The organism is Paenibacillus sp. J5C2022 (assembly GCF_025567625.1).
In the GTDB taxonomy this organism is placed as follows: domain Bacteria; phylum Bacillota; class Bacilli; order Paenibacillales; family Paenibacillaceae; genus Pristimantibacillus.
The window spans coordinates 335,356-359,944 of sequence record NZ_JAOQJC010000001.1 but is presented as its reverse complement, the minus strand read 5'-3'; the positions used below and the strand labels follow the sequence as shown (position 1 = coordinate 359,944).

General features: G+C 53.4%; 26 protein-coding genes and 1 pseudogene. 17 read left to right on the top strand and 10 right to left on the bottom strand.

Annotated features, from left to right (window positions below; genetic code table 11):
* Positions 1-110: 110 nt before the first annotated feature.
* The 6 genes from M6D81_RS01695 to M6D81_RS01670 are packed head-to-tail and all read right to left on the bottom strand — an operon-like array spanning position 111 to position 4,795.
* Positions 111-956 carry an urease accessory protein UreD gene (locus M6D81_RS01695; protein WP_262675044.1) on the bottom strand — a complete coding sequence of 282 codons (846 nt, stop codon included), beginning with the start codon at positions 954-956 and terminating at the stop codon, positions 111-113.
* Positions 922-1,626 (bottom strand): urease accessory protein UreG, encoded by a 705-nt coding sequence (gene ureG / locus M6D81_RS01690; RefSeq protein WP_262675043.1) that lies wholly within the window; start codon positions 1,624-1,626, stop codon positions 922-924. Before ureG ends, M6D81_RS01695 begins: the two co-directional genes overlap by 35 nt.
* A gap of 12 nt (positions 1,627-1,638) precedes the next feature.
* Complete coding sequence (locus M6D81_RS01685; RefSeq protein ID WP_262675041.1) at positions 1,639-2,325, bottom strand: urease accessory protein UreF; 687 nt, start codon at positions 2,323-2,325, stop codon at positions 1,639-1,641.
* Positions 2,326-2,354: 29 nt separating this feature from the next.
* The gene (gene ureC / locus M6D81_RS01680) at positions 2,355-4,073 is read right to left on the bottom strand and encodes an urease subunit alpha (RefSeq protein ID WP_262675040.1); all 1,719 of its coding nucleotides are present in this window, start codon (positions 4,071-4,073) and stop codon (positions 2,355-2,357) included.
* Positions 4,070-4,447, bottom strand: coding sequence for an urease subunit beta (locus tag M6D81_RS01675; RefSeq protein WP_262675039.1), 378 nt, complete (start codon positions 4,445-4,447; stop codon positions 4,070-4,072). Before M6D81_RS01675 ends, ureC begins: the two co-directional genes overlap by 4 nt.
* Positions 4,448-4,486: 39 nt before the next feature.
* The gene (locus M6D81_RS01670; protein ID WP_262675038.1) at positions 4,487-4,795 is read right to left on the bottom strand and encodes an urease subunit gamma; all 309 of its coding nucleotides are present in this window, start codon (positions 4,793-4,795) and stop codon (positions 4,487-4,489) included.
* 288 nt (positions 4,796-5,083) lie between these two features.
* Between M6D81_RS01670 and urtA the strand changes: the two genes are divergently transcribed.
* From urtA to M6D81_RS01630, 8 genes are all read left to right on the top strand, one after another.
* A complete protein-coding gene (urtA, locus tag M6D81_RS01665) occupies positions 5,084-6,337 on the top strand; it encodes an urea ABC transporter substrate-binding protein (RefSeq protein ID WP_262675037.1) in 1,254 nt (417 codons plus the stop codon).
* Between the two features lie 16 nt (positions 6,338-6,353).
* Positions 6,354-7,259: an urea ABC transporter permease subunit UrtB gene (gene urtB / locus M6D81_RS01660; protein WP_262675036.1), complete on the top strand. Its 906-nt coding sequence runs from the start codon at positions 6,354-6,356 to the stop codon at positions 7,257-7,259.
* Between the two features lie 16 nt (positions 7,260-7,275).
* Positions 7,276-8,391 (top strand): urea ABC transporter permease subunit UrtC, encoded by a 1,116-nt coding sequence (gene urtC, locus M6D81_RS01655; RefSeq protein WP_410795677.1) that lies wholly within the window; start codon positions 7,276-7,278, stop codon positions 8,389-8,391.
* A complete protein-coding gene (gene urtD / locus M6D81_RS01650; protein ID WP_262675035.1) occupies positions 8,336-9,094 on the top strand; it encodes an urea ABC transporter ATP-binding protein UrtD in 759 nt (252 codons plus the stop codon). The genes urtC and urtD overlap by 56 nt, the downstream gene beginning before the upstream one ends.
* A gap of 2 nt (positions 9,095-9,096) precedes the next feature.
* Complete coding sequence (gene urtE / locus M6D81_RS01645) at positions 9,097-9,792, top strand: urea ABC transporter ATP-binding subunit UrtE (RefSeq protein ID WP_262675034.1); 696 nt, start codon at positions 9,097-9,099, stop codon at positions 9,790-9,792.
* A gap of 120 nt (positions 9,793-9,912) precedes the next feature.
* Positions 9,913-10,386: a GNAT family N-acetyltransferase gene (locus M6D81_RS01640; RefSeq protein WP_262675091.1), complete on the top strand. Its 474-nt coding sequence runs from the start codon at positions 9,913-9,915 to the stop codon at positions 10,384-10,386.
* 89 nt (positions 10,387-10,475) lie between these two features.
* A complete protein-coding gene (locus M6D81_RS01635; RefSeq protein WP_262675033.1) occupies positions 10,476-11,195 on the top strand; it encodes a YebC/PmpR family DNA-binding transcriptional regulator in 720 nt (239 codons plus the stop codon).
* Positions 11,196-12,284, top strand: a complete 1,089-nt coding sequence (locus tag M6D81_RS01630) for an NAD(P)H-quinone oxidoreductase (RefSeq protein ID WP_262675032.1) — start codon at positions 11,196-11,198, stop codon at positions 12,282-12,284.
* Position 12,285: 1 nt separating this feature from the next.
* On the opposite strand, the gene M6D81_RS01625 is transcribed toward M6D81_RS01630, so the two are convergent.
* Positions 12,286-13,221 carry an NAD(P)/FAD-dependent oxidoreductase gene (locus M6D81_RS01625; protein ID WP_262675031.1) on the bottom strand — a complete coding sequence of 312 codons (936 nt, stop codon included), beginning with the start codon at positions 13,219-13,221 and terminating at the stop codon, positions 12,286-12,288.
* A gap of 115 nt (positions 13,222-13,336) precedes the next feature.
* On the opposite strand from M6D81_RS01625, the gene M6D81_RS01620 reads away from it, so the two are divergent.
* The 7 genes and pseudogenes from M6D81_RS01620 to M6D81_RS01590 all read left to right on the top strand — a co-directional run bounded on the left by M6D81_RS01620 (position 13,337) and on the right by M6D81_RS01590 (position 19,576).
* Positions 13,337-13,906: a YhcN/YlaJ family sporulation lipoprotein gene (locus M6D81_RS01620; protein ID WP_262675030.1), complete on the top strand. Its 570-nt coding sequence runs from the start codon at positions 13,337-13,339 to the stop codon at positions 13,904-13,906.
* Positions 13,907-13,994: 88 nt separating this feature from the next.
* Positions 13,995-14,459: a MarR family winged helix-turn-helix transcriptional regulator gene (locus M6D81_RS01615; protein WP_262675029.1), complete on the top strand. Its 465-nt coding sequence runs from the start codon at positions 13,995-13,997 to the stop codon at positions 14,457-14,459.
* 104 nt (positions 14,460-14,563) lie between these two features.
* Positions 14,564-14,860, top strand: a pseudogene (locus tag M6D81_RS01610) (MFS transporter); the annotation flags it as partial.
* A 67-nt stretch (positions 14,861-14,927) separates the two neighbouring features.
* A complete protein-coding gene (locus M6D81_RS01605) occupies positions 14,928-15,779 on the top strand; it encodes an MFS transporter (RefSeq protein WP_410795676.1) in 852 nt (283 codons plus the stop codon).
* Between the two features lie 155 nt (positions 15,780-15,934).
* A complete protein-coding gene (gene cntE / locus M6D81_RS01600; protein ID WP_262675027.1) occupies positions 15,935-17,188 on the top strand; it encodes a staphylopine family metallophore export MFS transporter CntE in 1,254 nt (417 codons plus the stop codon).
* A gap of 61 nt (positions 17,189-17,249) precedes the next feature.
* The gene (locus M6D81_RS01595) at positions 17,250-17,537 is read left to right on the top strand and encodes a hypothetical protein (RefSeq protein ID WP_262675026.1); all 288 of its coding nucleotides are present in this window, start codon (positions 17,250-17,252) and stop codon (positions 17,535-17,537) included.
* Positions 17,538-17,806: 269 nt separating this feature from the next.
* Complete coding sequence (locus M6D81_RS01590; RefSeq protein ID WP_262675025.1) at positions 17,807-19,576, top strand: ABC transporter substrate-binding protein; 1,770 nt, start codon at positions 17,807-17,809, stop codon at positions 19,574-19,576.
* Between the two features lie 70 nt (positions 19,577-19,646).
* Here M6D81_RS01590 and M6D81_RS01585 read toward each other — a convergent pair whose 3' ends face one another.
* Entirely contained in the window at positions 19,647-20,780 is a 1,134-nt protein-coding gene (locus M6D81_RS01585; RefSeq protein WP_262675024.1) for an SGNH/GDSL hydrolase family protein, read from the bottom strand.
* A 300-nt stretch (positions 20,781-21,080) separates the two neighbouring features.
* On the opposite strand from M6D81_RS01585, the gene M6D81_RS01580 reads away from it, so the two are divergent.
* Together M6D81_RS01580 and M6D81_RS01575 are read left to right on the top strand one after the other, a co-directional pair.
* On the top strand, positions 21,081-21,278 hold the full coding sequence (locus M6D81_RS01580) for a GapA-binding peptide SR1P (protein ID WP_262675023.1): 198 nt from the start codon (positions 21,081-21,083) through the stop codon (positions 21,276-21,278).
* Between the two features lie 169 nt (positions 21,279-21,447).
* Complete coding sequence (locus M6D81_RS01575) at positions 21,448-22,170, top strand: 4'-phosphopantetheinyl transferase family protein (RefSeq protein ID WP_262675022.1); 723 nt, start codon at positions 21,448-21,450, stop codon at positions 22,168-22,170.
* 52 nt (positions 22,171-22,222) lie between these two features.
* On the opposite strand, the gene M6D81_RS01570 is transcribed toward M6D81_RS01575, so the two are convergent.
* Positions 22,223-23,623, bottom strand: coding sequence for an ADP-ribosylglycohydrolase family protein (locus tag M6D81_RS01570; RefSeq protein ID WP_262675021.1), 1,401 nt, complete (start codon positions 23,621-23,623; stop codon positions 22,223-22,225).
* A gap of 107 nt (positions 23,624-23,730) precedes the next feature.
* A complete protein-coding gene (locus M6D81_RS01565; RefSeq protein ID WP_262675020.1) occupies positions 23,731-24,579 on the bottom strand; it encodes an AraC family transcriptional regulator in 849 nt (282 codons plus the stop codon).
* Positions 24,580-24,589: the final 10 nt, after the last annotated feature.

Below are 24,589 nucleotides of genomic sequence, written 5' to 3'. Positions count from 1 at the left end.
GTATAGGAGTAAGCAGGGGATGTCTAGCGCGGCTTCCAAGCGGCGAAAAAAAGCGGAACGGCGATTCCGCCTTTTTGTTTGCAGATCTCTTCTGCTTATTCGCGTACCTATCACTTCCTCAGCGAGCAGGGGGGAAGTCCCCACAAGCTGCTGCGGCATTCTGCCCAGATGCGATTCAGCAGCAGCTGCAGCTGCCAGACGTTCATGCCGAGCATTCGGACGACCAACCCTCCATGCGCATGCAAGCTCGCTCCTGCAAGCAGCTCGTCTCCAGCCGGCAGCAACAGGCGTATTCGATCCAGCATCGCCTCCAGCCCCGCTCCTTCGTGGAACAGCCAGAAGCTCGCTTGATGCGTATAATGCTCCATCGCTCCCAGGCTGCCGCCCACATCCCGTCCTGGCTCCAACCGAAAGTGATCCCAGCCTATTAACGATTCGCCCCGATAGATTTCCAACCGATTGGAGACGGAGTGAAAGGCGAAGCGTTCCCCGCGTCGAGTTCTTCCCGGCGTCCAAATATCTCCGAACATGAGAACAGCACCCTTGGCAAGGTGAAAGCTCGTGACGCTCTCGAACCGACTATTAGCATAGGGGATAGCCGGTTCGGGCATAAATTCCAATACTGCGTCGGGACCAATTGTGAATCTCTGCTCTATGATAGAAGTCAGTTGGCCGGAAGGGTGGACCTTCGTGAACGACTGATTAGTCAGAACAAGCCGAGCATCCCTCTCAAGCGTCACCGCAATGTCATAATGATCGCCTTCCAGCAGACCGGGCGAGACGTCCATCACGTACAGAATCAGTCCGCTCGTCGCAGCTTCCCGGAATGGCTTGGCAACCTTCAACGGCGCTGTCGCATAACAGGCTGTCAGTTCCGTCTTCCCAACCTGCGAGCTGCATAATGCGCGGAGGACAGCTCGCTTAGAGGGGAAGGTGTCGGGATATGCGATGTCCATGCTCATGCTCACCTTGATGCAATAGCTGATGCTCGATCCAGTGAACGATCGTGGGAAGGCCATCGCCGGCCATCAGATTGGTCATGACGAACGGACGTGCTCCGCGCATATATTCCGTATCCCTTCGCATCACTTCCAGACTGGCGCCCACATAGGTAGCCAGATCGATCTTGTTAATGATGAGCAGATCGGACCGCATAATGCCCGGTCCGCCTTTCCGCGGCAGCTTCTCTCCTTGCGCCACATCGATAATATAGATGAAGCGGTCAACCAGCTCTGGACTGAAGGCCGCGGCCAGATTGTCTCCGCCGCTCTCGATCAGGATCATATCCAGATCGGGGAAGCGGCGCTCCAGCTCTTCCACAGCTTCGAAATTCATAGAAGCATCTTCCCGAATTGCGGTATGGGGACAGCCTCCAGTCTCCACACCAATAATTCGTTCCTCGGGCAGCGCGGATTGACGGAGCAGAATTAATGCATCTTCCTTTGTGTAGATATCGTTCGTGATGACGGCCAGACTGTAATGCTCCCGCATGGCTTTCGCAAGCTTCTCGACGAGCATCGTCTTGCCAGAGCCCACAGGTCCGCCTATCCCGATGCGAATCGGGCGGTTGCCGGCTACTGCGGGCGCTGCCCATTGTTCATGCGAATGATCTGATCCTTGACACATCGTACATTCCTCCTAGGACATGAATAATCTGGAGTAAAGCGTTTCGTGCTGCATGGCACGAATATCGTTCGCGATGGCATAGTTGGATGGAGGGCGGGGAGGATTCGACATCTCATCCTGCCAGGCTTCCTCGATCCGATCGATCAACAGCCGTATCATTCGCTGCCCATCGCTCTGTCCGATTGACATCAGGCGCAATGCGCTGTTCACCATCATGGTCATGCTTGTGTACAAATAACCTTTCACCGTGTCGTCAACATTCATGCCGAGCTCATAGCTTATCCAGCAATGGATGGTCGGCAATGTGCCGTAAGCGCCATGCTTGCCGGCGATGGTGTCCCATTGCATCCATGGCAGCTCGGGGTACAGCTTGCGGCTAAGCGCAAGCAGCCGCTTCCCCATCTTCAGAGCGCCTTCGCGCGATTCTCTGGCCGTACGCTGCACATGCAAGATGTTATCGTAATAGGCGACAAGGTCGAACCGCTGCGTCTCCAGAGCTTCGAATACGCTGCGTATACACCGTCCATCCAGCGGAATGAGCGTATTGTGGAGCAGTGCGGTCGAATAATGTTCCAACTGCTTCAGCGTCGCAATCTTCTCCTGCTGCACATACGTTTCCAGTCCGAAGGAATGGGAGAAGCCGCCAATGGGCAGGGCGGAGTCCAGCAGCTGCACATAGGACAGAAACGAACGGGACATGCTCAAGCCTATCCTCCTCCTTGCCGCCGTCAAAACATGAAGTACCGCTGAGCCATCGGCAACACTTCCGCAGGCTCGCAGCTCATTAGCTCGCCGTCGACCGTCACCTTGTACGTCTCCGGGTCGACTTCAATATGCGGCATGACGTCGTTGTGAATCATATCCTTCTTGCCGATGCTCCTGCATCCCTTGACAGGCTCCACATGCCGCTTAAGTTCCAGCCGCTCATGCACCTTGCCCCGATAGGCCGCTTGCGAGACAAAGGTGATGGAAGTGGAGGCTGCGGCTTTCCCGTATGCGCCGAACATCGGTCTTGGATATGACGGCTGTGGGGTGGGGATCGAGGCGTTGGCGTCGCCCATCTGGGCATAGGCGATGAATCCGCCTTTCAGCACCAGCTCAGGCTTCACTCCGAAGAACGCGGGCTGCCAGATGACCAGATCCGCCCACTTGCCGATCTCGACCGATCCGACGATATGCGAGATCCCGTGTGCAATCGCCGGATTGATGGTATATTTGGCCACATAACGCTTAATGCGCCAGTTGTCTCCGGCGGAATCGCAATCCTTCTGCAGAGGTCCCCGCTGCGTCTTCATCTTATCTGCCGTCTGCCACGTCCGCATGATGACTTCCCCGACTCTGCCCATTGCTTGCGAATCGGAACTGATGATGCTGAATACGCCAAGGTCGTGCAGAATATCTTCGGCGGCAATCGTCTCCGGTCGTATGCGGGAATCGGCGAAAGAGACGTCTTCCGGAATCGAGCTGTCCAGATGGTGACAGACCATCAGCATATCCAGATGCTCTTCGATCGTATTCACCGTGAAGGGACGCGTCGGGTTGGTGGAGGAGGGGAGAATATTCGACTCCGCGGCGGCCCGGATAATATCTGGCGCATGACCGCCGCCGGCCCCCTCGGTATGGTAAGTATGAATCGTCCGCCCCTTGATCGCCGCCAGCGTATCCTCCAGAAATCCCGCTTCATTCAACGTATCGGTATGAATCGCGACCTGCACATCATATCGATCGGCAACGGTCAGACAAGTATCAATCGTCTGCGGAGTCGTGCCCCAATCCTCATGCAGCTTCAATCCGATCGCGCCCGCTTCAATCTGCTCCTTCAGCGGCTCTTCCGTCGCACAGTTGCCCTTGCCCAGGAAGCCTACATTCATAGGGAACGCTTCGGCCGCTTCCAGCATGCGCGCCATATTCCAGGCTCCCGGCGTGCATGTCGTGGCGTTGGTTCCTGTCGCGGGACCGGTGCCGCCGCCAATCATGGTCGTTGTGCCGGATTCCAGAGCCGCCGTTATCTGCTGCGGACAGATGAAGTGGATGTGGGCGTCAATGGCGCCGGCCGTCACGATTCGTCCCTCGCCTGCGATCACTTCCGTGGATGCGCCTAGCACTAGCTCGGGAGAGACGCCGTCCATCGTGTCCGGATTGCCCGCTTTGCCTATGCCGACGATACGGCCGTCGCGCAAGCCGATATCGGCTTTCACTACGCCAGTATGATCAATGATGATAGCGTTCGTGATGACAACATCCGGTACTCCATCGGCTCTTGTTGCCCTTGAGGACTGTCCCATGCCGTCCCGGATCACTTTGCCGCCCCCGAACTTCACTTCGTCTCCGTATACCGTATAATCATGCTCGATGACGGCCCATAAGTCCGTATCCGCCAGACGTACAGCGTCCCCGGTCGTTGGGCCGAAGTGTGCGGCATACTCGTTGCGCGGCAGCTTCATCATCCCCGTGACACCCCCAACCAATGCTCTAACTGAGCCTGCTTCTGCAGGAGCCAATCCTTCACTTCCGGCAACTGCGGCCCGTTCATTAATCCGTTGAAGCCGTAGATCTCTCTGGCGCCGCCGAACGGGATCAGATTCACCGGCTTCTCTTCGCCGGGCTCGAATCGGACGGCGGTGCCCGCCGCTATCCCCAGCCGCTTGCCCAGCGCTTGCATGCGAGGGAATGACAATGCCGCATTCACTTCATAGAAGTGGTAATGCGAACCTACTTGAATCGGACGGTCTCCCAGATTCGTTACGAGGACGGGTGTCACTTCACGGCCAGCGTTCAACGCAATGTCGCCTTCTTGTACACGATATTCTCCCGGTATCATGCTTCATCTCCTCTCACGGCTCTCTTGGAATCGGAACGGCTATGCCTTGCATATGGGCTCATGCACCGTGACAAGCTTCGTTCCATCAGGGAAGGTGGCTTCCACTTGAATTTCATGAATCATTGCCGGCACACCTTCCATGCAGTTGCTCCGCTTCAATATGGTCTTGCCGTATGCCATCAATTCAGCCACGGTCCGACCATCGCGTGCGCCTTCCATCATCTCGGACACGAGAATGGCCATCGCTTCCGGATAGTTGAGCTTCACGCCGCGCGCCAGCCTTCTTCTCGCCAGATCGGCGGCACAGCTGATGAGCAGCTTCTCTCTTTCTCGCTCAGTCCAATGCAAACCTATCACCTCGTCCCGCGCGCATAATGTGTTACTATATCTAACATAATACACAATTCAGATGCGATTGAATAGACTTATTTCAATGTAACGAGCATAAATGTCATTATATCTAACTTATATCGAGGTTTTATGCGTGTCCCAACTACAAATTCGACTGAATCATAAAATTAAATGTAATATAAGTTGACACTTATTGTGCGCCCATCTATAATGAGCTCACGAACGTTAAGAGAAAAATATGGTAAATCGTTCGTGAAAATACATGATATGAAAAGGAGTGGTTACATGACAAAAACATCCAGAGGCATCATCTTTGCATTAATGGCATTCATCCTGTTATTGGCGGGTTGCGGCAACGAGGGAGCAGGTTCAAACAACGGGGAAGAGGCGGTGAACGAACCCGCCAGCGCTGCTAATGAAGGCAAGACGATTGAAGTTGGCATTCTGCACTCTCTGAGCGGAACGATGGCGATCAGTGAAGTGTCGGTGAAGGATGCCGAGCTGCTGGCCATCGAAGAAATAAACGCAGCCGGTGGCGTGCTTGGCAAGACATTGGTGCCGGTCGTCGAAGACGGTGCATCGGATTGGCCGACATTCGCTGAGAAAGCGCGAAAGCTGATCCAGCAGGATGGCGTCGCGACAGTATTCGGCGGGTGGACATCGGCAAGCCGCAAAGCGATGCTGCCTGTGTTCGAAGAGTTGAACGGCTTGTTATGGTACCCCGTGCAATACGAAGGGGTGGAATCTTCTCCCAATATCTTCTATACCGGCGCAACTACGAACCAGCAGATCGTCCCGGCAGTCGAGTATTTGCTGGATACCGGCCACAGCAAATTCTTCCTTCTAGGTTCTGACTACGTATTTCCTCGCACCGCCAACAAAATCATTAAAGCACAGCTTGAGGCAACAGGCGGTGAAACGGTCAGCGAAGAATACACCCCGCTTGGACATACCGACTTCAGCACTATCATCAGCAAAATAAAAGCGGCAAAGCCGGATGTCGTATTCAACACCCTCAACGGGGACAGCAATGTCGCGTTCTTCAAGCAATTAAAGGATGCCGGCATTACCGCGCAAGACTTAACGACGATGTCGGTGAGCGTAGCGGAAGAGGAGATACGGGGTATAGGCCCTGACGTGCTCGCCGGGCATCTCGCAGCATGGAACTATTACCAGACAACCGACACGCCGGAGAATTCGAAGTTCGTAGAAGCCTACAAATCGTTCACTTCGGCCGATCGTGTCACTTCCGATCCGATAGAAGCGGGGTATATCGCCGTCTACTTGTGGGCTGCAGCCGTCGAGAAGGCCGGTACGACGGATGTGGACGCCGTGAAGGAAGCCGCCAAGGGACTCCAGTTCAATGCGCCGGGCGGACTTGTGACGATTGACGGGGACAATCAGCACATTTACAAAACGGTTCGGATCGGCGAAGTACAGCCGGACGGCATGTTCAAGGAGTTGTGGAAATCCGACAGCCCCGTTAAGCCAGATCCATACTTGGAGGGCTATGCCTGGGCGGAAAGTCTGACAAAATAACGGAGGAGGGAATGCGATGGAAGTCATGCTGCTGCAGCTCTTCAACGGAGTGAGCGTTAGCTCCATTCTGCTGCTTATTGCGCTTGGCCTTGCAATCACATTCGGGCAGATGAACGTCATCAATATGGCTCACGGGGAATTCATCATGATCGGAGCTTACGCAGCTTATGTGACGCAGCTGTTTTTCTCGGCAAGTCTGCCGGAAGAGTTGTTCAGCTACTATTATCTGCTTGCCATCCCGGCTGCCTTCCTGACCGCGTTCCTTCTCGGATACGTGATGGAGATCAGCCTGATCAGGTATTTGTACGGAAGACCGCTGGACAGTCTGCTTGCAACATGGGGCGTCGGCCTCATGTTGCAGCAACTGGCACGCACTATCTTCGGCGCTCCCAATGTCGCGGTGATAAGCCCGGATTGGCTAAGCGGAGGCGTGACAGTGATGAGCGGCGTCGTGCTTCCATACAAGCGGCTGTTCATTATCGGGCTAGTTGCCGTCGTACTGCTCGCAGTCTACCTCTATATGTATAGAAGCCACTCCGGAAGAAGGATGCGGGCCGTTATGCAGAACAGGGAGATGGCGGCTTGTCTGGGCATCTCCACCAGACGAGTGGACGCCGCAACGTTCGCCATCGGCTCCGGTATTGCGGGCATCGCAGGCTGCGCCATTACTCTTCTTGGCTCCATCGGCCCGTCAATCGGCACTTATTACATCGTGGATGCGTTCATGGTCGTCGTGCTGGGCGGTGTTGGGAAGCTGATTGGATCCGTTGCCGGCGCGTTCGGAATCGGCATGACGAATACGCTGTTCGAGTTCTGGACGAATGCATCAATCGGCAAGGTGCTTGTATTTGTAGCCATTATCGCCTTCTTGCAATGGAAGCCGAAGGGGCTCGTCATGATGCGAACGAGATCGCTGGACTAAGAAGAGAGGTGAGAATGTGCTGCTGCACAAAGTTTGGCAAGAGAAAAGATGGGTGTACACGCTGCTGCTTATAGCTGCTGTTCTGTTATTGCTTTGCGCACCGATGTACTTGAGCGATTTTCGGCTCAATTTGCTGTCCAAGTTTTTGGCCTTCGCCATCGTAGCACTGGGGTTGGATCTTATATGGGGCTATACCGGTATTCTCAGTCTGGGTCATGGCGTATTTTTCGGACTAGGCGCCTATTGCATGGCCATGTATTTGAAGCTGGAGGCGTCAGGCGGCGCTATGCCGGACTTTATGAGCTGGAGCGGTCTTGAGGGGATACCCTGGTTCTGGGAACCTTTCAACTATGCATTCTTCGCCATTCCCGCCGGTATAGCGCTGCCCGTCCTGCTGGCCCTCCTGCTAGGCTACTTGACGTTCCGGAACCGGATTCGCGGCGTCTACTTTACGATATTGACGCAAGCGCTAGTGATGATAGCGGTTACCTTGTTCGTTGGGCAGCAACAGTATACGGGGGGGACGAACGGCATTACCGGCTTTCAGACACTGCTTGGGATGCCGCTTAAGGATGAAGCGACGAAGTTGATTTTGTACTTCGTGACGGTTGTGTTCCTTGTGCTCGCCTTCCTGTTGTGCCGTTATCTGGTGAACAGCCGGACGGGACGCATCTTGAAGGCAATCCGTGACGGAGAGAACCGAGCGCGCTTTATCGGGTACGATCCGGCGAGGTATCAATTGTTCGTCTTTTGCGTATCGGCAGGTCTGGCGGGCCTGGCAGGCATGCTGTTCGTGTTGCACGTCGGCATCATCTCGCCCACGACGATGGGAATTGTGCCCTCCATCGAGATGGTTCTCTGGGTTGCGCTAGGCGGACGGGGCACGCTGATTGGCGCCATCATCGGCGCAATTGCCGTCAATGCCGCGAAGAGCGGCCTTAGCGAAGCTTATCCGGAAGGGTGGCTGTTCTTTTTGGGCGGATTGTTTGTCGTGACCGTCGTATTTTTGCCGAAGGGGTTAACCGGTCTGGCTGCGAGTGTTCAGACCGCACTACTATCGAGGAGGCGATGGAGCGATGATAAGAGAGAGCAACGGCTTTCTTTCCTGCGAAAACGTAACCGTGTCGTTTGACGGCTTCAAAGCGGTGAACGGTATGAATCTTCATCTGGAGCAAGGAGAGCTGCGCTTCCTGATCGGACCGAACGGCGCGGGCAAGACGACGATGCTGGATGTCATCTGCGGAAAAGTAAAGCCGGCTTCTGGCACACTGCGCTTGGAGGGCGGCATCGATCTCACAGACAAGAAGGAATATCAGATCGCCGAGCTTGGCATCGGCAGGAAATTCCAGGCGCCTTCCATCTTCCCGGGATTGACAGCATTCGAGAATCTGGAGTTGGCTATGAGTCAGAACAGAAACGTATGGTCAACGCTTCGTTCCCGTATGACGAGGACGGACAGAGAGCGAATCGAACGGCAGCTGGAGTTGATTGGGTTAATCGACTATGCAAGCAAGCTATCCGGCAGTCTCTCGCACGGTCAGAAGCAGTGGCTGGAGATCGGGATGATGCTCATGCAGGAGCCGCGGGTTCTGCTTCTGGATGAGCCGGTAGCCGGCATGACGGATATGGAGACGGTCAAGACTGGAGAACTGCTTATAGAGATCGCCAGGGACAAAGCCGTCGTCGTCGTGGAGCATGATATGGAATTCGTACGCCACTACGCTTCGAAGGTGACGGTTATGCACGAAGGCAAGCTGCTGAAGGAAGGCACAATGAAGGAAGTGCAAGCGGATCAATTGGTTGCGGAAGTGTATCTCGGGAAGAAGGCGGGTTGACAATGCTGTCCGTGCAGAACATTCAATCGGGCTATGGAGAGAGTATGATTCTTAACGGCGTATCCCTGGAGGTGAAGCCCGGTCAGGTCGTCAGTCTGATGGGGCGCAACGGCGTCGGCAAGACGACGCTTATGAAGACGATAATGGGAACGCTGAAGGCGCGGCAAGGCTCAATATGCTACAAGGATAGCGACCTGACGAAGACGCCGCCTTCCAGAAGGGCGAAGGCCGGCATCGGGCTCGTGCCTCAAGGAAGAGAAATATTCGGAACGCTCAGCGTGCGGGAGAACTTGCTGCTTGGTCTGGAAGCCGGCCGAACGGGAGAGAAAGAAGTGCCGCCGGAGGCGCTGCAGAAGTTCCCGGTGCTTCCTTCGATGTATGATCGGCGCGGCGGCGATCTGAGCGGCGGCCAGCAGCAACAGCTTGCATTCGCGCGCGCATTGGCTTCGCGACCGGAGCTGCTGCTGCTGGATGAGCCGACCGAAGGCATACAGCCGTCGATCGTCAGCGATATTCAAGATGTCATCCGCTCGATCAGAGCTAGCGGCAAGGTGGCCATATTGCTTGTCGAGCAAAGCATTGAATTCGTCAAGAGCGTCTCGGATTATTACTATGTGATGGATAAAGGGACAATTGTGGCGGAAGGTTCCATCCACGAGCTTGATGAAGGGAGCATCAGACAGTATCTCGTTGTATAAAGCAGGAAATAGCCTCCGGCGCCGCTTGCACAGGGTGTCGGAGGCTTCGCTATGTATGCTATAATGGGGAAATTATACAATGGACTGGGGGCTTCAACGATGATGAAGGAGGCAATGGATATGGAGAATGCCGACAACTTGCGAGTGGAGCGACTGGCTGTGGGAGAAGAGCCTCCTTACGAGCTGTTATTGCTGGCCGACCCGTCGAAAGCGCTTGTGGATTCCTATCTGAAGAGAGGGTATTGTTACCTTGCTTATATTGGGGACGAGCTGATCGGGGAATACCTGCTGATGGAGAGTGAGCCCGGAGTGATGGAGATTATGAACATCGCGGTCAGCGAATCCTATCAAGGCAGGGGGATTGGCAAGCGGCTGCTGCTTCATGCGATCCGGGAAGCTGCGCGCCTGAAAGCTTCGGTGCTGGAGATCGGGACAGGCAATTCCAGCACCTATCAATTGCTGTTCTATCAGAAGTGCGGCTTCCGTCTCCATCGCATCGATCATGACTTCTTCGTCCGCCATTACGAGGAAGAGATCATAGAGAATGGCATTCGATGCAGAGACATGATCAGATTGCGCATGCCGTTGGATTAGCGATGTATTTCATGCGAACGCATTGCAAGAACGTTTTTATTTCGTGTATGATAGTGGATATGATTTGATAGAAGGAAGTGGGAGTCAGCATGGGACGCAAGTGGAATAATATTAAGGAAAAGAAGGCTTCGAAAGACGCGAACACGAGCCGCGTCTATGCCAAGTTCGGCGTGGAAATTTATGTAGCCGCCAAGAAGGGCGAGCCGGACCCGGAATCCAACCGCGCGTTGAAGGTCGTCCTGGAGCGCGCCAAAACTTACAACGTGCCGAAGGCGATTATCGACCGTGCGCTGGATAAAGCGAAGGGCTCCGGAGACGAGACTTATGTCGAGCAGCGATACGAAGGCTTCGGCCCGAACGGTTCCATGGTCATTGTGGACGCACTAACGAACAACGTCAACCGTACGGCGCCGGCCGTTCGCTCTGCATTCAACAAGAATGGCGGAAGCATGGGCGTGACGGGCTCCGTATCCTATATGTTCGATGCGACGGCTGTGTTCGGCGTGACAGGCAAGTCGCTGGATGAAGTGATGGAGATGATGCTGGAGGCGGATGCCGACGTACGCGACATTGTCGAGGAGGATGATGTTGTCATCGTATACGCGGAGCCGGATCAATTCCATAACGTGCAGGAAGCGTTCAAGGCGTCCGGGATTGAGGAATTCTCCGTTGCCGAGCTCACTATGCTGCCGCAAAACGAAGTAGCGCTGCCTGAGGACGCACAGGTGCAATTCGAGAAGCTGATTGACGCTCTGGAAGATTTGGAGGATGTGCAGCAAGTGTACCATAACGTTGATTTGGGCGATTAAATGCCCATTGGGACCTTCATTTATCGCATCGCTGCGGCAGATGAAGGTCTTTATTATGCTCACCCTGATGGCAAGCTGCGCTTATTCGGCCGGATGGGACAAGATCCGATAGGAGAGGTGACGACGATGAAAGCAATCTTGCACGATCAAGACGTGTTATGCGTAGGTGAAGCGGCGGAGCCGTCGGTCGAAGACGGCGAGCTGCTGATTGCGGTTAAAGCAACTTCGGTTAACCGGGCGGATTTGCTGCAGAAGCGCGGGAATTACCCGCCTCCTGCAGGTGCTTCCGGCATTCTAGGGCTGGAAGCTGCCGGTGAGGTGATCGAAGGCGCCGGTAGATGGAAGTGCGGCGATCGGGTCATGGCCCTATTGCCCGGCGGCGGATATGCGGAGCGGGTTCGTATTCCCGCCGCAATGACGATGCCCATACCGGAGTCTATGACGTATGAGCAAGCGGCAGCCATACCGGAAGTGTTCCTGACGGCCTACTTGAATATGTTCCAGCTGGGCGGATTGCAGGCAGGCCAGTATGTGCTTATTCATGCAGGGGCAAGCGGAGTCGGAACGGCGGCCATTCAGTTGTCGTGCGATGCCGGTGCGCACCCGATCGTCACCGCCGGTTCGCATAACAAGCTCCAGGCTTGCAGAGCATTGGGAGCCATGCATGCGATCAATTATAAGGATGGACCGTTCGGGCCGCGAATTCGGGAGCTCACTGACGGGGCTGGCGTTCACCTCGTGCTGGATTTCATCGGCGCACCTTATTGGGATCAGAATATCGCATCGCTCGCGAATGACGGCAGGTTGATTCTCATCGGCATGATGGGAGGGAGCAAGCTGCCGCAAGTCGATCTGGGCCCGCTGCTTATGCGCCGCCTGCAAGTGATTGGCACGACGCTGCGCCCATTGTCATTGGATCGGAAAGCTGCTCTGACGGCTGACTTCACATCGTACGCATTGCCTCGATTCACAGATGGACGGCTTAAGCCTGTGATCGATTCCGTCTGGAACTGGGAACAAGCGGATGAGGCGCATGCTTATATGGAAGGCAATCGGAATATCGGCAAAATCGTTCTGCGGGTTACATAGCTTAGTGCAACCCGCTTTTTTTCCATTCCTGCTCCAGCAAGTCGTTGTTAATGATCTCCCCGACGATGTATCCGTCGTTCGCCGCACCGATCAGGCCGGAAAATATTGTCCTTGCGTCTCCGATAATGTAAAGGCCCCTCACTTCGGTTTGTCCATGGTGATCCGTCTCATAATGACCCGCTGCCGTACGTCCGATGCCTAAGCTTTCCGGCATGTTCGTCGCCTGCCGCTCATTCGAGTCCAGCAGAAATCCGCCAGTCCGGGCGACACTGCGGCCGTCACGCATAACGACATGAGTCAGTTGACCGTCTGCCGAATGCTGCAACTGATCAATCTCGCCTTCCTCCAAGCCGATTTGACGAATTTGCAGTGCCAGCTTTTGCTTCTCATTCAGTTTGGCGGGCCCGTCAGTGAATACAATCAACTCTTTGCTCCAACCGTAAATTTTCCGGGTAAAAGCATAAATGTTGTTCCCATTCCCGAATACGGCTAACGGCTCGTCGCGCAGTTCCCATCCATCGCAATAAGGACACAGAAATACGGACTTGCCGTACACTTGCGCCATTCCTTGCCATGGCGGCAAGCTATCCTTCACTCCTGCCGCAATTATGATATTCCGGCTATACAGATTGCTTCCGCCACAGGTGCCGGCCACAAAGCTGTTCTGCTCCTTGACGACCTTCGTTACAATATCTTCTACTCTCCATACCGAATCGTATCGCGCCAATTCCTCATGCGCCGCATGCCTGAACTCGGCAGGCGCAATCCCGTCTCTCGTCAGGTACCCATGGGCTTGTTTCGTGACACTGTTGCGCGGCTTCCCCTCATCGATCAGGGCGACCGTTCTGCGGGATCTGCCCAGAATAAGGGCCGCACTAAGTCCTGCGGGTCCTCCGCCTACAATAACAACATCCCATAGCTGATCATATCGCATCATAAGCGCTTGACCACACACCTCCGCATCCAAGGTTACGACTGTAGTGTGCACAATTATGCGGATATAAAACAAAACAATCGGCATACTAAGAAAAAATGCAAAGGGGTGTGTTGAATTGAAAAGAAGCTCAATCTTGCTGCTGTGCCTTGTCGCGTGCCTGCTTATCGTTGCACCGGCTTGCACCATGAAAACGAAAAATAACAACGGCGTCACCGATAACGGGATGGAGGCCAAAAATTATCGCAACAATGCTATTAATAAGGGAATGCGTGGGTACGATAGGGAAATGCGCGGATACGACGGCAATCGCGATTACATGAATCAGAGATACACGGGAAAAAATAACACGATGAACGAACGCGTCGATATAGCGGAGAAAGCGGCAGACAGCATCACTACCATTAAGGGTGTAAAAAGCGCAAATGTATTCGTGACACGCAACAATGCTTACGTGGCAGCCTTGACGGATACCGGGAAGGATCTGTCGAAGGATATGGAGAAGCAGATTGCGGATAAAGTAAGAGCGACGGACGCCAATATTCATCATGTCTATGTATCCACCAATCCTGAGCTGATGGATCGCATGAATACGTATATGAAGGATGTTCGCGAAGGCAGACCGGTCTCGGGATTCGTGCAAGAGTTCAATGACATGATTATGCGCATCTTCCCGAACGACGAATAATCGCAGAACGATGAAGCCGATGCCTCAAGCGTTATGCTTGGGCATCGGCTTTATTGACAGATTTATGTTTAGCAACTAAACTATATGCATGAGAGAACAACAACATCAGCATTATTCCCCTTCCATTGTGAAAGGAAGCCACCAACTGGGCCGATTCATTATGCAGTTGAAGCGGCTGGAACGCGAACCGAATGTATTCGGCGAGGCAGGTAGGTTGACACCGAGCGAAATGCATATGATTGACGCCATCGGGCTGGGAGGAGACATGCTCATGAGTGAAGTGGCTGCTCGTCTGGGTGTTACGAAGGGAGCTGTCACCCAACTGATCGTCCGGTTGGAGAACAAAGGAATTGTGAATCGCAAGCCGCATCCGCAGGATGCGAGAGGCACGATCCTCGCGCTTACGCCGCTAGGAGAGGAGGCATTCCGCATTCATGAAGCGATGCATATCCAGTTTTATGCCAAGCTTCGGGAGCAATTGCAGGAAGAAGAGATCGCCATTTTCGAGAAGAGTATTGCCATGCTGACGGAAATGATGAAGAAACATACGTAGTGGAATATTGTGCCGTTCCCTTCTAAGGTGCAGCGGTCCTTATTTTTGTGATAAGGTTTAGAAACTAAACTAATGAACAACTTATTCATTCGACATATGGGAAGGTGATAGCTTTGCATATAAATACGAAGCCGCATAGCGAGTCGGCAATAGCGGATATTGGCTACCGTCGACCTGTTCCGAATAAATCTCTCGTCATTGCGGCGATTGGAATCGGTGCTTTTCTGTCCCACTTTACAGCTGGTGTGGTCAATGTATCTTTACCTTACTTGATTCAAGCGTTCCATACGGATATGGCGCTTATGCAGTGGCTGACGATGGGTTACCTGCTCGCCATTGCCGTTCTGCTTCCGGTTATGGGCAAGTTGGGAGACCGATTCGGCCACGCAACGATACACCATATTGGCTACATTTCTTTTTACTGTAAGTTCAGTGGGATTGGCCTTGTCCCCCAGCTTTCTGCTATTGATGCTTGCGCGCATCATGCAAGCGATCGGCGCATCGATGTTCCAGGCAACCAATATCGCGATAATTGCCGCCTATTATCCGGCAGGAGAGAAGGGCAAGGCGCTCGGCTTGATGACGACATGTGTCGCCATCGGCGCAATGGCTGGACCGGGGATCGGCGGTATGATTGCGGAATGGCTTAGCTGGCAATGGTTATTCCTGATCCCTGTCCCGTTGGCCGCCTATGCTTCCTGGCTGGCGATCAGGCATATTAAAGAAGATGTGAGAAAGCCTGTGAAGCACAGTGTATTCGATTGGCCAGGCGCTGCGATGCTGGCCTGGATGGTGGGTTCGTTCATTTATTGCTTATCCCGGAATCTGGAAGGGGGCGCTGGCTTCGGCACGAGAATGAATCTGCTATTGCTTGTCGTTGGCGTTATTGTTCTACCGTTCTTTCTGTATTGGGAGCGTCGGCACTCCAGTCCCATCGTGCCGATAGCGCTGTTCCGCATCCGCTCAGTCTGGATGGGACTTGCTGTCAGCGCCATGAGCTTCATCATCGCCAACAGCCTGCTTGTCGCGCTTCCAGTACATCTCTATAAGCAAGGCAACTTGACCGCTGCGTCGATCGGCTGGATGATGCTGGCTTACTCGTTGTTACTGGCTGTCTCCAGTCCGCTTGCAGGGAGATGGTCCGACCGTCTGGGATCGAAGCCGCTTATGCTTGCCGGGCTGGCGACTATGGCAGGAGGAACCACATATCTTCTCCTTCAGCCCGGATTCATCACAATCCCGGACCTGCTCTTGGCGCTTGGGCTGAACGGAGTCGGGATGGGGTTCGGCGCCGCTATCGGATTAGGGATGGTCCAGTAGAAATTTCAGTAAAAACTTCTTGCTAATCGTAACATTAACGATTATAATTCGTAGGTATTACGATATATATCGAAAAGAATGGAAAGGTGATCATCACAGCCGTCACGATTAAGCGAAGCGATTGTTGGCGGTAGATCATCTGGAAGGATGCTGACATGAGCAAGATAATTGGAGTGGGGAGAGCCGGGGCCGTCTCCAAACCGCTGCTTCGGCTCTATGCGCTGGCGCTGTTGTTCTTCAGCGCCAATGCGATACTGAATGTCATCGTTCCGCTGCAGGGACATGAGCAAGGCTCCAGTCATACAACAATAGGTTGGATTATGGGAACCTATATGCTCACCTGCATGCTGTTCCGCCCATGGGCAGGCGCGCTTATCCAACGATACGGAGCTTCCAGGCTGCTGCGGCTGATCTTGCTCTTGAACGGACTGGCGCTCATATGGTACACCATCGCAAGCATGGAGTATTATGTAGTCGCCAGAATTCTGCAAGGCATATGCACGGCGTTCTTCTCCATGACGCTGCAGCTGGCCATTATAGATACACTTCCTGAAGAGGAGCGTTCAAGAGGCATCTCGATGTACTCGCTGTTCACCTATATTCCGACCATCGCCGGTCCGCTCGCGGCAGTAGGCATATGGGAATGGGGTGGCAGCAACGCTTTCACACTATTGATGATCGGAATTGCCGTCATGACTGCATTGTTCGGCATGGGGGTGTCCATCAGAGACCAATCGGAATCGCATGATGTGGATGGCGAGTCTGAGGAACGGCAGGTACATACGATGAAGCAGTCCCATTGGCTCCGATCGGTGGGGAACCGCCATCTGGTCGTCTGCAGTCTGTGCATGCTGGTGGCTTCCATTGTATTCGGTGCCGTCGTCACGTTCATGCCGTTATATGCTAAGACCCTGACTTACGGCAATGCCGGATTGTATCTGTCTCTGCACGGTACAGCGCTTGTCGCAACGCGAGTTATGCTCAGCAAGCGCATCCCCTCAGACGGCAGTTGGCGGCCAGCGTTCATGGCACTGCTGTGTCTGGGCGTTTCATTGACCGCGTTATTATTATCCTTTGGGCCAATGGCCGGGCTGCTCATCTATCCGGCGGCCCTCCTGTTGGGAGTTGTCCAAGCTGTCATATATCCGTACTTAATGGCTTATCTGTCCATTGTACTGCCTAAGGATAAGCGCAACGTACTGATTGGCGTCTTCATCGGCTCGGCCGATATGGGGGTCGCATCCGGCGGATTTCTTATGGGCCCTGTTGTCGACGCCGTTTCCTACGAAGGCATGTATCGGCTTTGCGCTTATATGACGGTTGGCATGGCGGCAATTGCATGGATGAGCGGCAGTTGGCTGAGAGCGAGGGAAAGCAGGACAAGCATCCATCCGGATAGTGGGATTTAAGCTTGCGAATCATTGTATTTTTTACCATTAGCCGTTAGGATAGTGGTGAGGAGGCTGTCAGATGACATGGAATAAACGTTTTTTTATCGAAGCTGTGGTGTTCGCTGCCCTCGTTCTCATCCTCTACCTGACATGGCAGGTTGCACAAGGCATGCTCCTTACAGCCAACTATGTGCCAGCTATCATCGAGAGCTATGAATCGGTCGATCAATTGGATAAATCCGTCACAATTGGTTATTCGGCAAGCGGGCACTGGGGATGGTCGGCAGCAGCAGCGACTGCGGCATTTGTCGGATTGGCAGCAGGTTATTACATGATTCGTTATCTCATGAAGAAGAAAAGCGCGTAACAGTATATGAAGAGCAGGCCTCGCCGGTTTGGGGTCTGTTTTTCGTTCGGCATAGCATGCTTATGGTATTGCTTTATCTCATCCATACGCGCCTGCTTCAGCTGATCCGCTACATAGAAATCCAGCATATTCGATCGTCCTCCTTTGTTGCTTTCGTTCATTCCATTATGAGGGGACAAAAAGGGGATAAAAAGAGTATAATTGGATATAATTGTTTTCCCCTTTTAAATCCCCCAATTATGAGGTATACGAAGGAGGACAAATAAACGATGCTGACTGAAGAACGCTATCTTCATCTCTATTCCATTCTTGCCTGCAAGCATGGTGTTGAGAAAGACGTAGAAGTATCTGTGCAGCAGCTCTCGACAGCGCTTCATTGCACGCCGCGCAATGTCAAGATTATACTGCGCAAGCTGGTGCAAGAGAATCTGATTGCCTGGCGTGCGGGGCTTGGCCGAGGCAATCGTTCACAACTTTCCTTCCTCGCGACAAGAGAGAGTGTCTTGATGAGGCTCGCCCAGCATTTCGCCTTGCAAGGCGAATATAAGCGGGCTTTTCAGCATATTCGGCAATATGGAGCGGGAACAGCGGTCCGCCCGGATTTTATTCATTGGATGAACAGCCAATTCGGCTATCATAGGGAGCAAGAGGATGAAGGGGAGTGGGATTCGCTGCGCCTTCCTGTATATAGGAGCCTCATTACGCTAGATCCCAAAGAGGTGCTCTATTCGTTCAGCGCGCATATGGTACGCCAAATGTTCGATAGTCTGGTTACCTTCGATCAGAAGCGGAGAGAAGTGATGCCCTCCCTGGCGCATGCGTGGGAGCATGACGATAAAGGGCAGACTTGGACGTTTTATTTACGGAGGGGCATTATGTTCCATCACGGCAGAGAATTGACGGCGGACGACGTCGTCTTCTCCATGAAGAGGCTGAACAGCTGCGGGTGGTGCGCGCGCTCCATTATGAACGTCGAAAGCATTGGTCAACGATCCGTCCGCTTTACATTAGCGAAACCGAATTGGATATTTCCCCGGTTTCTATGCTCGTTCGCCTACTCGATTGTTCCCGAGGAGCTGGTCAAGGAAGACGAGAGCTTCTGGAGACATCCCGTTGGCACAGGACCGTTCCGCTTCGTAGAATGGACGGAGGATTACTTCAAGCTGCATGCGAACCCGCAATACTTCCAGGGAAGGGCTCATATCGACGAAGCGATTATCGTCATGATGCCCGAGGATACCGCTTCCTTCGGCATTCGTTGGGTCCAATTGCTCAGCGACGGCGAACAGGACGACAGCGTTCATACGCAAGCCTGGAAGAGTGAAGAGTCGCCCAGCATTGGGTGCAGTCTGATCGTATGGAATGTGAACCAGGAAGGTCCTCAGCAATCTCTAAAGTTCAGGCAGGCTGTCGACATACTTATTGACCGGAACAAGATGATCCGGGAATTGAAGGATGAGCGGATGTATCCCGCTATTGGATTCTATCCGACGAATGATGAAGTCGTGTACCCTTCGTCGCCTGATCGTCAGTATGCCCGGCGCTTATTGCAAGAAGCGAATTATAAGGGAGAAGCGGTACAATTATATACGTATACAGCGCATGAAGCGGAAGTGAACTGGATATCGAAAGAGCTTGCGGGGTACGGTGTTGATGTGCAGATCCATTGGCAATCTGTCCACACTCCGCCAGATCAATGCAACCTTCAACAAGCGGACGGCATCCTTTACAGTATCGTGTGCTCCGATGATGAAGTCGATCTTGTAGAGCTGTACGAGCAGGGCAGCTTCCTAAGCCGGAATATGACGCAGGAACTGATAAGATGGACACGCGATCAGACTGACCAAGCGCTTGGAACTCGTTACAAGGAGGATCGCATTGACTGGCTGAAGCGCATTGAACGGAGAGTCATCGAGCAATCGCAAGTCCTATTCCTGACGCATCAGACGATGAACACCAGGTATCATCCCAGCTTCAGAGGAATTGTCTTGAATGAATTAGGCTGGATTGACTTCAAGGATATCTGGCTGTCAAGGTAAGCTGCCTGCCTGCGCTCCGCCAATGCAACTTGGAGGGAGGCAGCGCGCAGGCAGGCTGATCAGATTCGGCTTACGCTTGCTCCAACTCCCGGCTGAGCAATTGTTGGAAGGCGGGAGCAAGCGCATCCGCCATTCGCAAGAAACCGAGGTCTGTCGGATGCGCGCCATCGACCGTACATTCGTGGGCATCATCGCCGCCGAACATATCGCTGCCGTCGAAGAAGTGAATGTTGCGATCTCCTTGCTGCTTATATTGCTCCACGACATCGATCGCAATCTGCTTCATGCCGAGCCGGCGCTGCAGCGCTTCCGGATTGAAGTTCTCCAGCGCGTATCGGAATTTCGATACGACCAATATGGGCACTTCGGGATGCGCTTCCCGGTAGATTCGGATAAATTCCGGCAGCGTCTGGCTATACAATTCATGACTGACTGCATTAGCTTCGTAATCCAATACCAGCAAGGCGGGATCTTGAATGTCGCTAATGATCTGTGCGACTTCGGGTTCGCCGCGGCCATTGCCGGAGAAGCCCAGATTGATGAACTGGAGCGGGATTCTGCGGCTTATAATGTTCGGATAAGCCATCCCCGGACGGTTGGCGCAGCCGCCTTGCAAGATGGAAGTGCCGTATAAGACCACTTTCTTGTTGCTGGCATAAGGAGTCGGGGGGAGGACTTCGCAGTCGCTCTCCAGTCCGATGGATACCGACTTCACGCCTTGATAGAGCGGGAAGTTCAATGTTACCTCACGCATGGTGCTCTCCGGCAATTCGAATAATATACACTCGTAGGATTGCTCTCGATGGTCATAGCGGGAAGTTGCAATATATCGCTGCTCTCCCGGTGTTCCAATATAAGCGTCGAAGCCGCATTGTCCGGTCGCCGGCATATGGTACATATCCGCCGCCGCTGCGAGTTCTACGGAGACCGCAAGCCGCGGCGAATTCGTACGGAAGCTGATCTGTCCGCCTGCGGTGCAGTTCGCCAGATAATCGACCGCTTGAGACAGCTTGCCGCTCTCATTCAAGGGCATGCGGCGGAACAAGCGCTCTTGGTCATACCAGGCGAATCCCGACAGACGGAAGGGCGCTTCGACAGGGGAATGCCAGACAAGACCGAGTGGCCCCGTTTCCTCCAGCTTCATATTCTCATCCAATGACTGTACATTAATTGTTGTGCTTCCTTGTGCAGTAGCTTCTGACATGGCACAAGACCTCCTCACATGATTGGAAACGCTTAACTCCGATTTTACCACATCTTGTATAGAAGTCGATTGCTTTTTTGGAGCTTGTTGGAATAAAGTTTACATAACAATGATTATGTAGCTCTATATGATACAAGAAATATAACCAACGCTGCATACATGAATCGAATTAAACCATCATAATATGAATAAGGACGATACACTTTCTTCATTAACGCACATTATTGCAACATATAGTGTACATAATAAGATATATGATGTATACTATATTCAGAGTTCGATACGAAAGGTGTGTAGCATATGACGGATAAAGGGTTGGATTTGGGAGTCATTATTTGCAAGCATTGCATGACCGTTATCGACACACTGCCTACAGAGCGAGTAATGCGTTATTATTCGGATTGCCAGGAGCTGGATTGTCTTATGGCAAGGGTGAAGGAAGAGCAGACGTCTTACGCAGCATCTACTCATATGCTTGCAGCAAGTAGACAATCCTAAATTTATCGGGATGCCGTCGATTTTTAGCATGATCAACATTCTGAAGCAGCCATTCGGCTGCTTTCTTTTTTATACATAAAGAATTTGCAACTGACTGCTAACGGGACTTCGTCGCACATCTCCGGTATACTGAAGAGAAGAATCCGGCTGACGAAGGAGCGACAACGCGATGATGCCAACGAGGTTTTCACGAATACCCCGGATAATGGCTGTTCCGGTACCTCTCAGTTTGTGCGATGACGACTATGCATGGCTGCACACGAACGTATCGGATGTGAAGCGGAAGAAAGCGGAACGAATGCACCGACCGCAAGACGCTTATCGCACGCTGATCGGCGAGGTTCTTGCAAGGACCATGGTTAGCAGCGCATTAGACAGCTCTTATCACAACATCGTCTTCGAGCACAACCATTACGGCAAACCGATGCTGCCTGACAACCCGTCTATCCACTTCAATGTCTCGCATTCCGGACAATGGGTCGTATGTTTGCTAGGGAGCTGTCCGGTTGGCGTTGATGTGGAGGAGGTAGCAGCCATTGACATGGAATTGGGCAAGACGTGCTTCGCGCCGGAAGAATACGAATCCATTCTCCGCGAGAAGGGGGAGTCACGCTTATCCCGCTTCTATGAGCTTTGGACGCTGAAGGAAAGCTATAGCAAGGCAATCGGCCGCGGACTGTCATTACCGCTTCAGTCGTTTCGAATCGAGATCGACTCGAATCGGTCGATTTCGATTCATGCCGGAGGGGAGCCTTGCTTTTTCCGCCTTTATGATTGGGGGGAGCGCTATAAGCTGGCTGCTTGTTCGATGGAAGAACATTTCCCTGCATCTGTTGAGGCGATTACTTTGGCTCAACTAAAGGAAGAGGCGGCTTCTTCATCCAATAGATAACGAGTAGCGAGCAGCCGACTGTCGACTGCTCGCTGCCGATTAACAGTTAGAATTATCTTCGTTCCCTTTCCGGGAAGTGCAGCTTTCGGAACACCTCATAGCTCCTTCGTGCGCATTCGGAGATGGCAATGGGGTGGAACCCGCTTATCTCGGCATACAGTGTATCGTTCAACGGGGCGATCCAGGATGCGGGGAGCGCGTTCGCTCCATTGACCGCACCGAGAATGGAGCCTACAGTAGCGCCATTGCAGTCCGTGTCCCAACCGCCAAGTACAGCCGTCGTAATGCCCTTCTCGAAGTCGCCTCCGGAATGGATCAATGCGGCGGCGCATAAGGCGGCATTGTTGTTCGTATGTACAGGATGATAATGCTTGAACGCCTGCCATACGCGATCGACGAGCTCCACTTGATCATCCGTACTCTCCGCTATCCTTACCGCAAGCGCGATGTCCTCGGCAAGACGGCTTTGCTTCGGTATTTCGCTCAATCCGATCTCCACAATTCTCTTCACATCGCTTTCCGCGAATGCGGCGGCAATCATCGCAGAGCAGAACATGGCTCCGTAGATGCCGTTCTTCACATGGGAGAGAGAGGCGTCGCGCCAGGCCAGCTCCGCTGCGAGCTGGGGATTGCCGGCAGCGCCGTATGCATAGCCGTCTACGCGAATCTGAGCGCCGATCCACTCGCGGTAAGGATTGAGATAGGTACGCACCCATTCGATATGCCGCTCCCAGTCATGAGGCTTGTCATTGTGCATATGGGATAGGACGCGCGAGAAGTTCATATAGGCTTGGGCCTCTGCCGTGAACACTTGGCCGAATGGAAGATGCCGCAGCCAGTGCTTCCCGACGTCCCATGCGTCGAATGCCAGGCCGCGCTCCTCGAGCAGAAGCAAGCCGAGCACGGTATAACGAATATCGTCATCCGTCTCCATGTAAGAGATATGGCCGCTGCAGCTGGCAGTTCCGAACCAACTATTGATCGCGATGCCGTATTGTTCTCTCGCTTGGGATTCACTTGGCGTATAGTGGCTGATGGGCCACTGACCGGCGCCTTCGAACCACAGCTTGATATTATGCCAGCCGGCTCTTCCATGGGAGCCATGCATGAAGACATGCGTCTCCAGCGGCTTGCCAAGCGCGCAGCCCGCAGAACGGCCCAGCCAGGCGCCGTAGAACTTGTTCATCCATTGTTGGTCCGACAAGTCGCAGTGCAGTTCACGCGGCCCATGCGGACGGACAGACCGAATTTCCTCCAGCCCCGACGGCTCGCAATACTTGAAATCCGCTGTGGACTCAAGCGCCATCAGATCTGCATACACACCCATTAATTCCGCTTCATTCGCCTCTGCCTTCTCGACGCGTTCCGCATAACCGGTCACATCGCAGCCTTCCTCGCGGCGCTGTGTAACCTCTTGACGGATCAGTTCCCGAAGCCCGTTCCAATTTGACATTTACGAATCCCTCCTGCCATCTTAATCAAGATCACTTATGCACTTATTATAATGGCATGCGGAGGTAACAGCTTCTCATGAGGCGACGGCATTTTCTCATTATTTGCTTATACAGAAGCGCCTAAGGACAGCCGGTAAGCGGCAGGCGACATACCGGCATACGTCTTGAACACTCTGTAGAAGGTGGGCAAGCTTTGGAAGCCGCATTCGAACGCGATATGGGCAATTGTCTTGTCTGTGCCTGCCAGCTCCCGCTTGGCTGCCTGAACACGCAGCAGGGAGAGATAATCCGAGAAGCGATACCCCGTTGTCTCCAGGAATGCCCGACTAATCCGGGAAATGCTCAGCCCCAGCTCATCCGCCAATTGCTGAAGCGTAATCGGTTCGCGGAAGCGGTGCTCGACAGCATCCGTCAGCAGCTGCACATGCCGTGCAGTCTGTACGATGGACTGCCGCATATCCTCCGACAGCAGTTCACTGTAATGGCGCAACAGATGCCCGCACAATTGCACAAGACCGCTCTTGGCCATGGCCAAATACCCGGGTTTCTGCTCGTTCAGCTCCCGGGCGACAGCATGCATCCATGGCGCCAATTGCTCCGCGAGTGTCGAACCGCCCGGAATATGATTGCAGAATCGGGTGGAGCGATAGGAGAAAGGGAGCAGCAGAGCGGGGTCTTCAGCCAACAGAAGCGATGCGTCAAAGTTGAGGAATAGATAGCGGCTGGGATCGTTCGTATCGGACATTGCGATATGCCGTTCCTCATTGTTCACAAGGAACAGATCGCCAATGTCTGCGGCATATCGCTTGTTCCCGAAGGAGAACCAGCCTTTGCCCGACAGACAGAGACCGATCTCCAGACTTGTATGTACATGCGGCGGCTGCGGATAAGTAGCAGGCGTCCATTGGAACGCGTTAATCGGAATGGGATGATCGTAGGTAATATGCAGCTTCATCGATTCACTT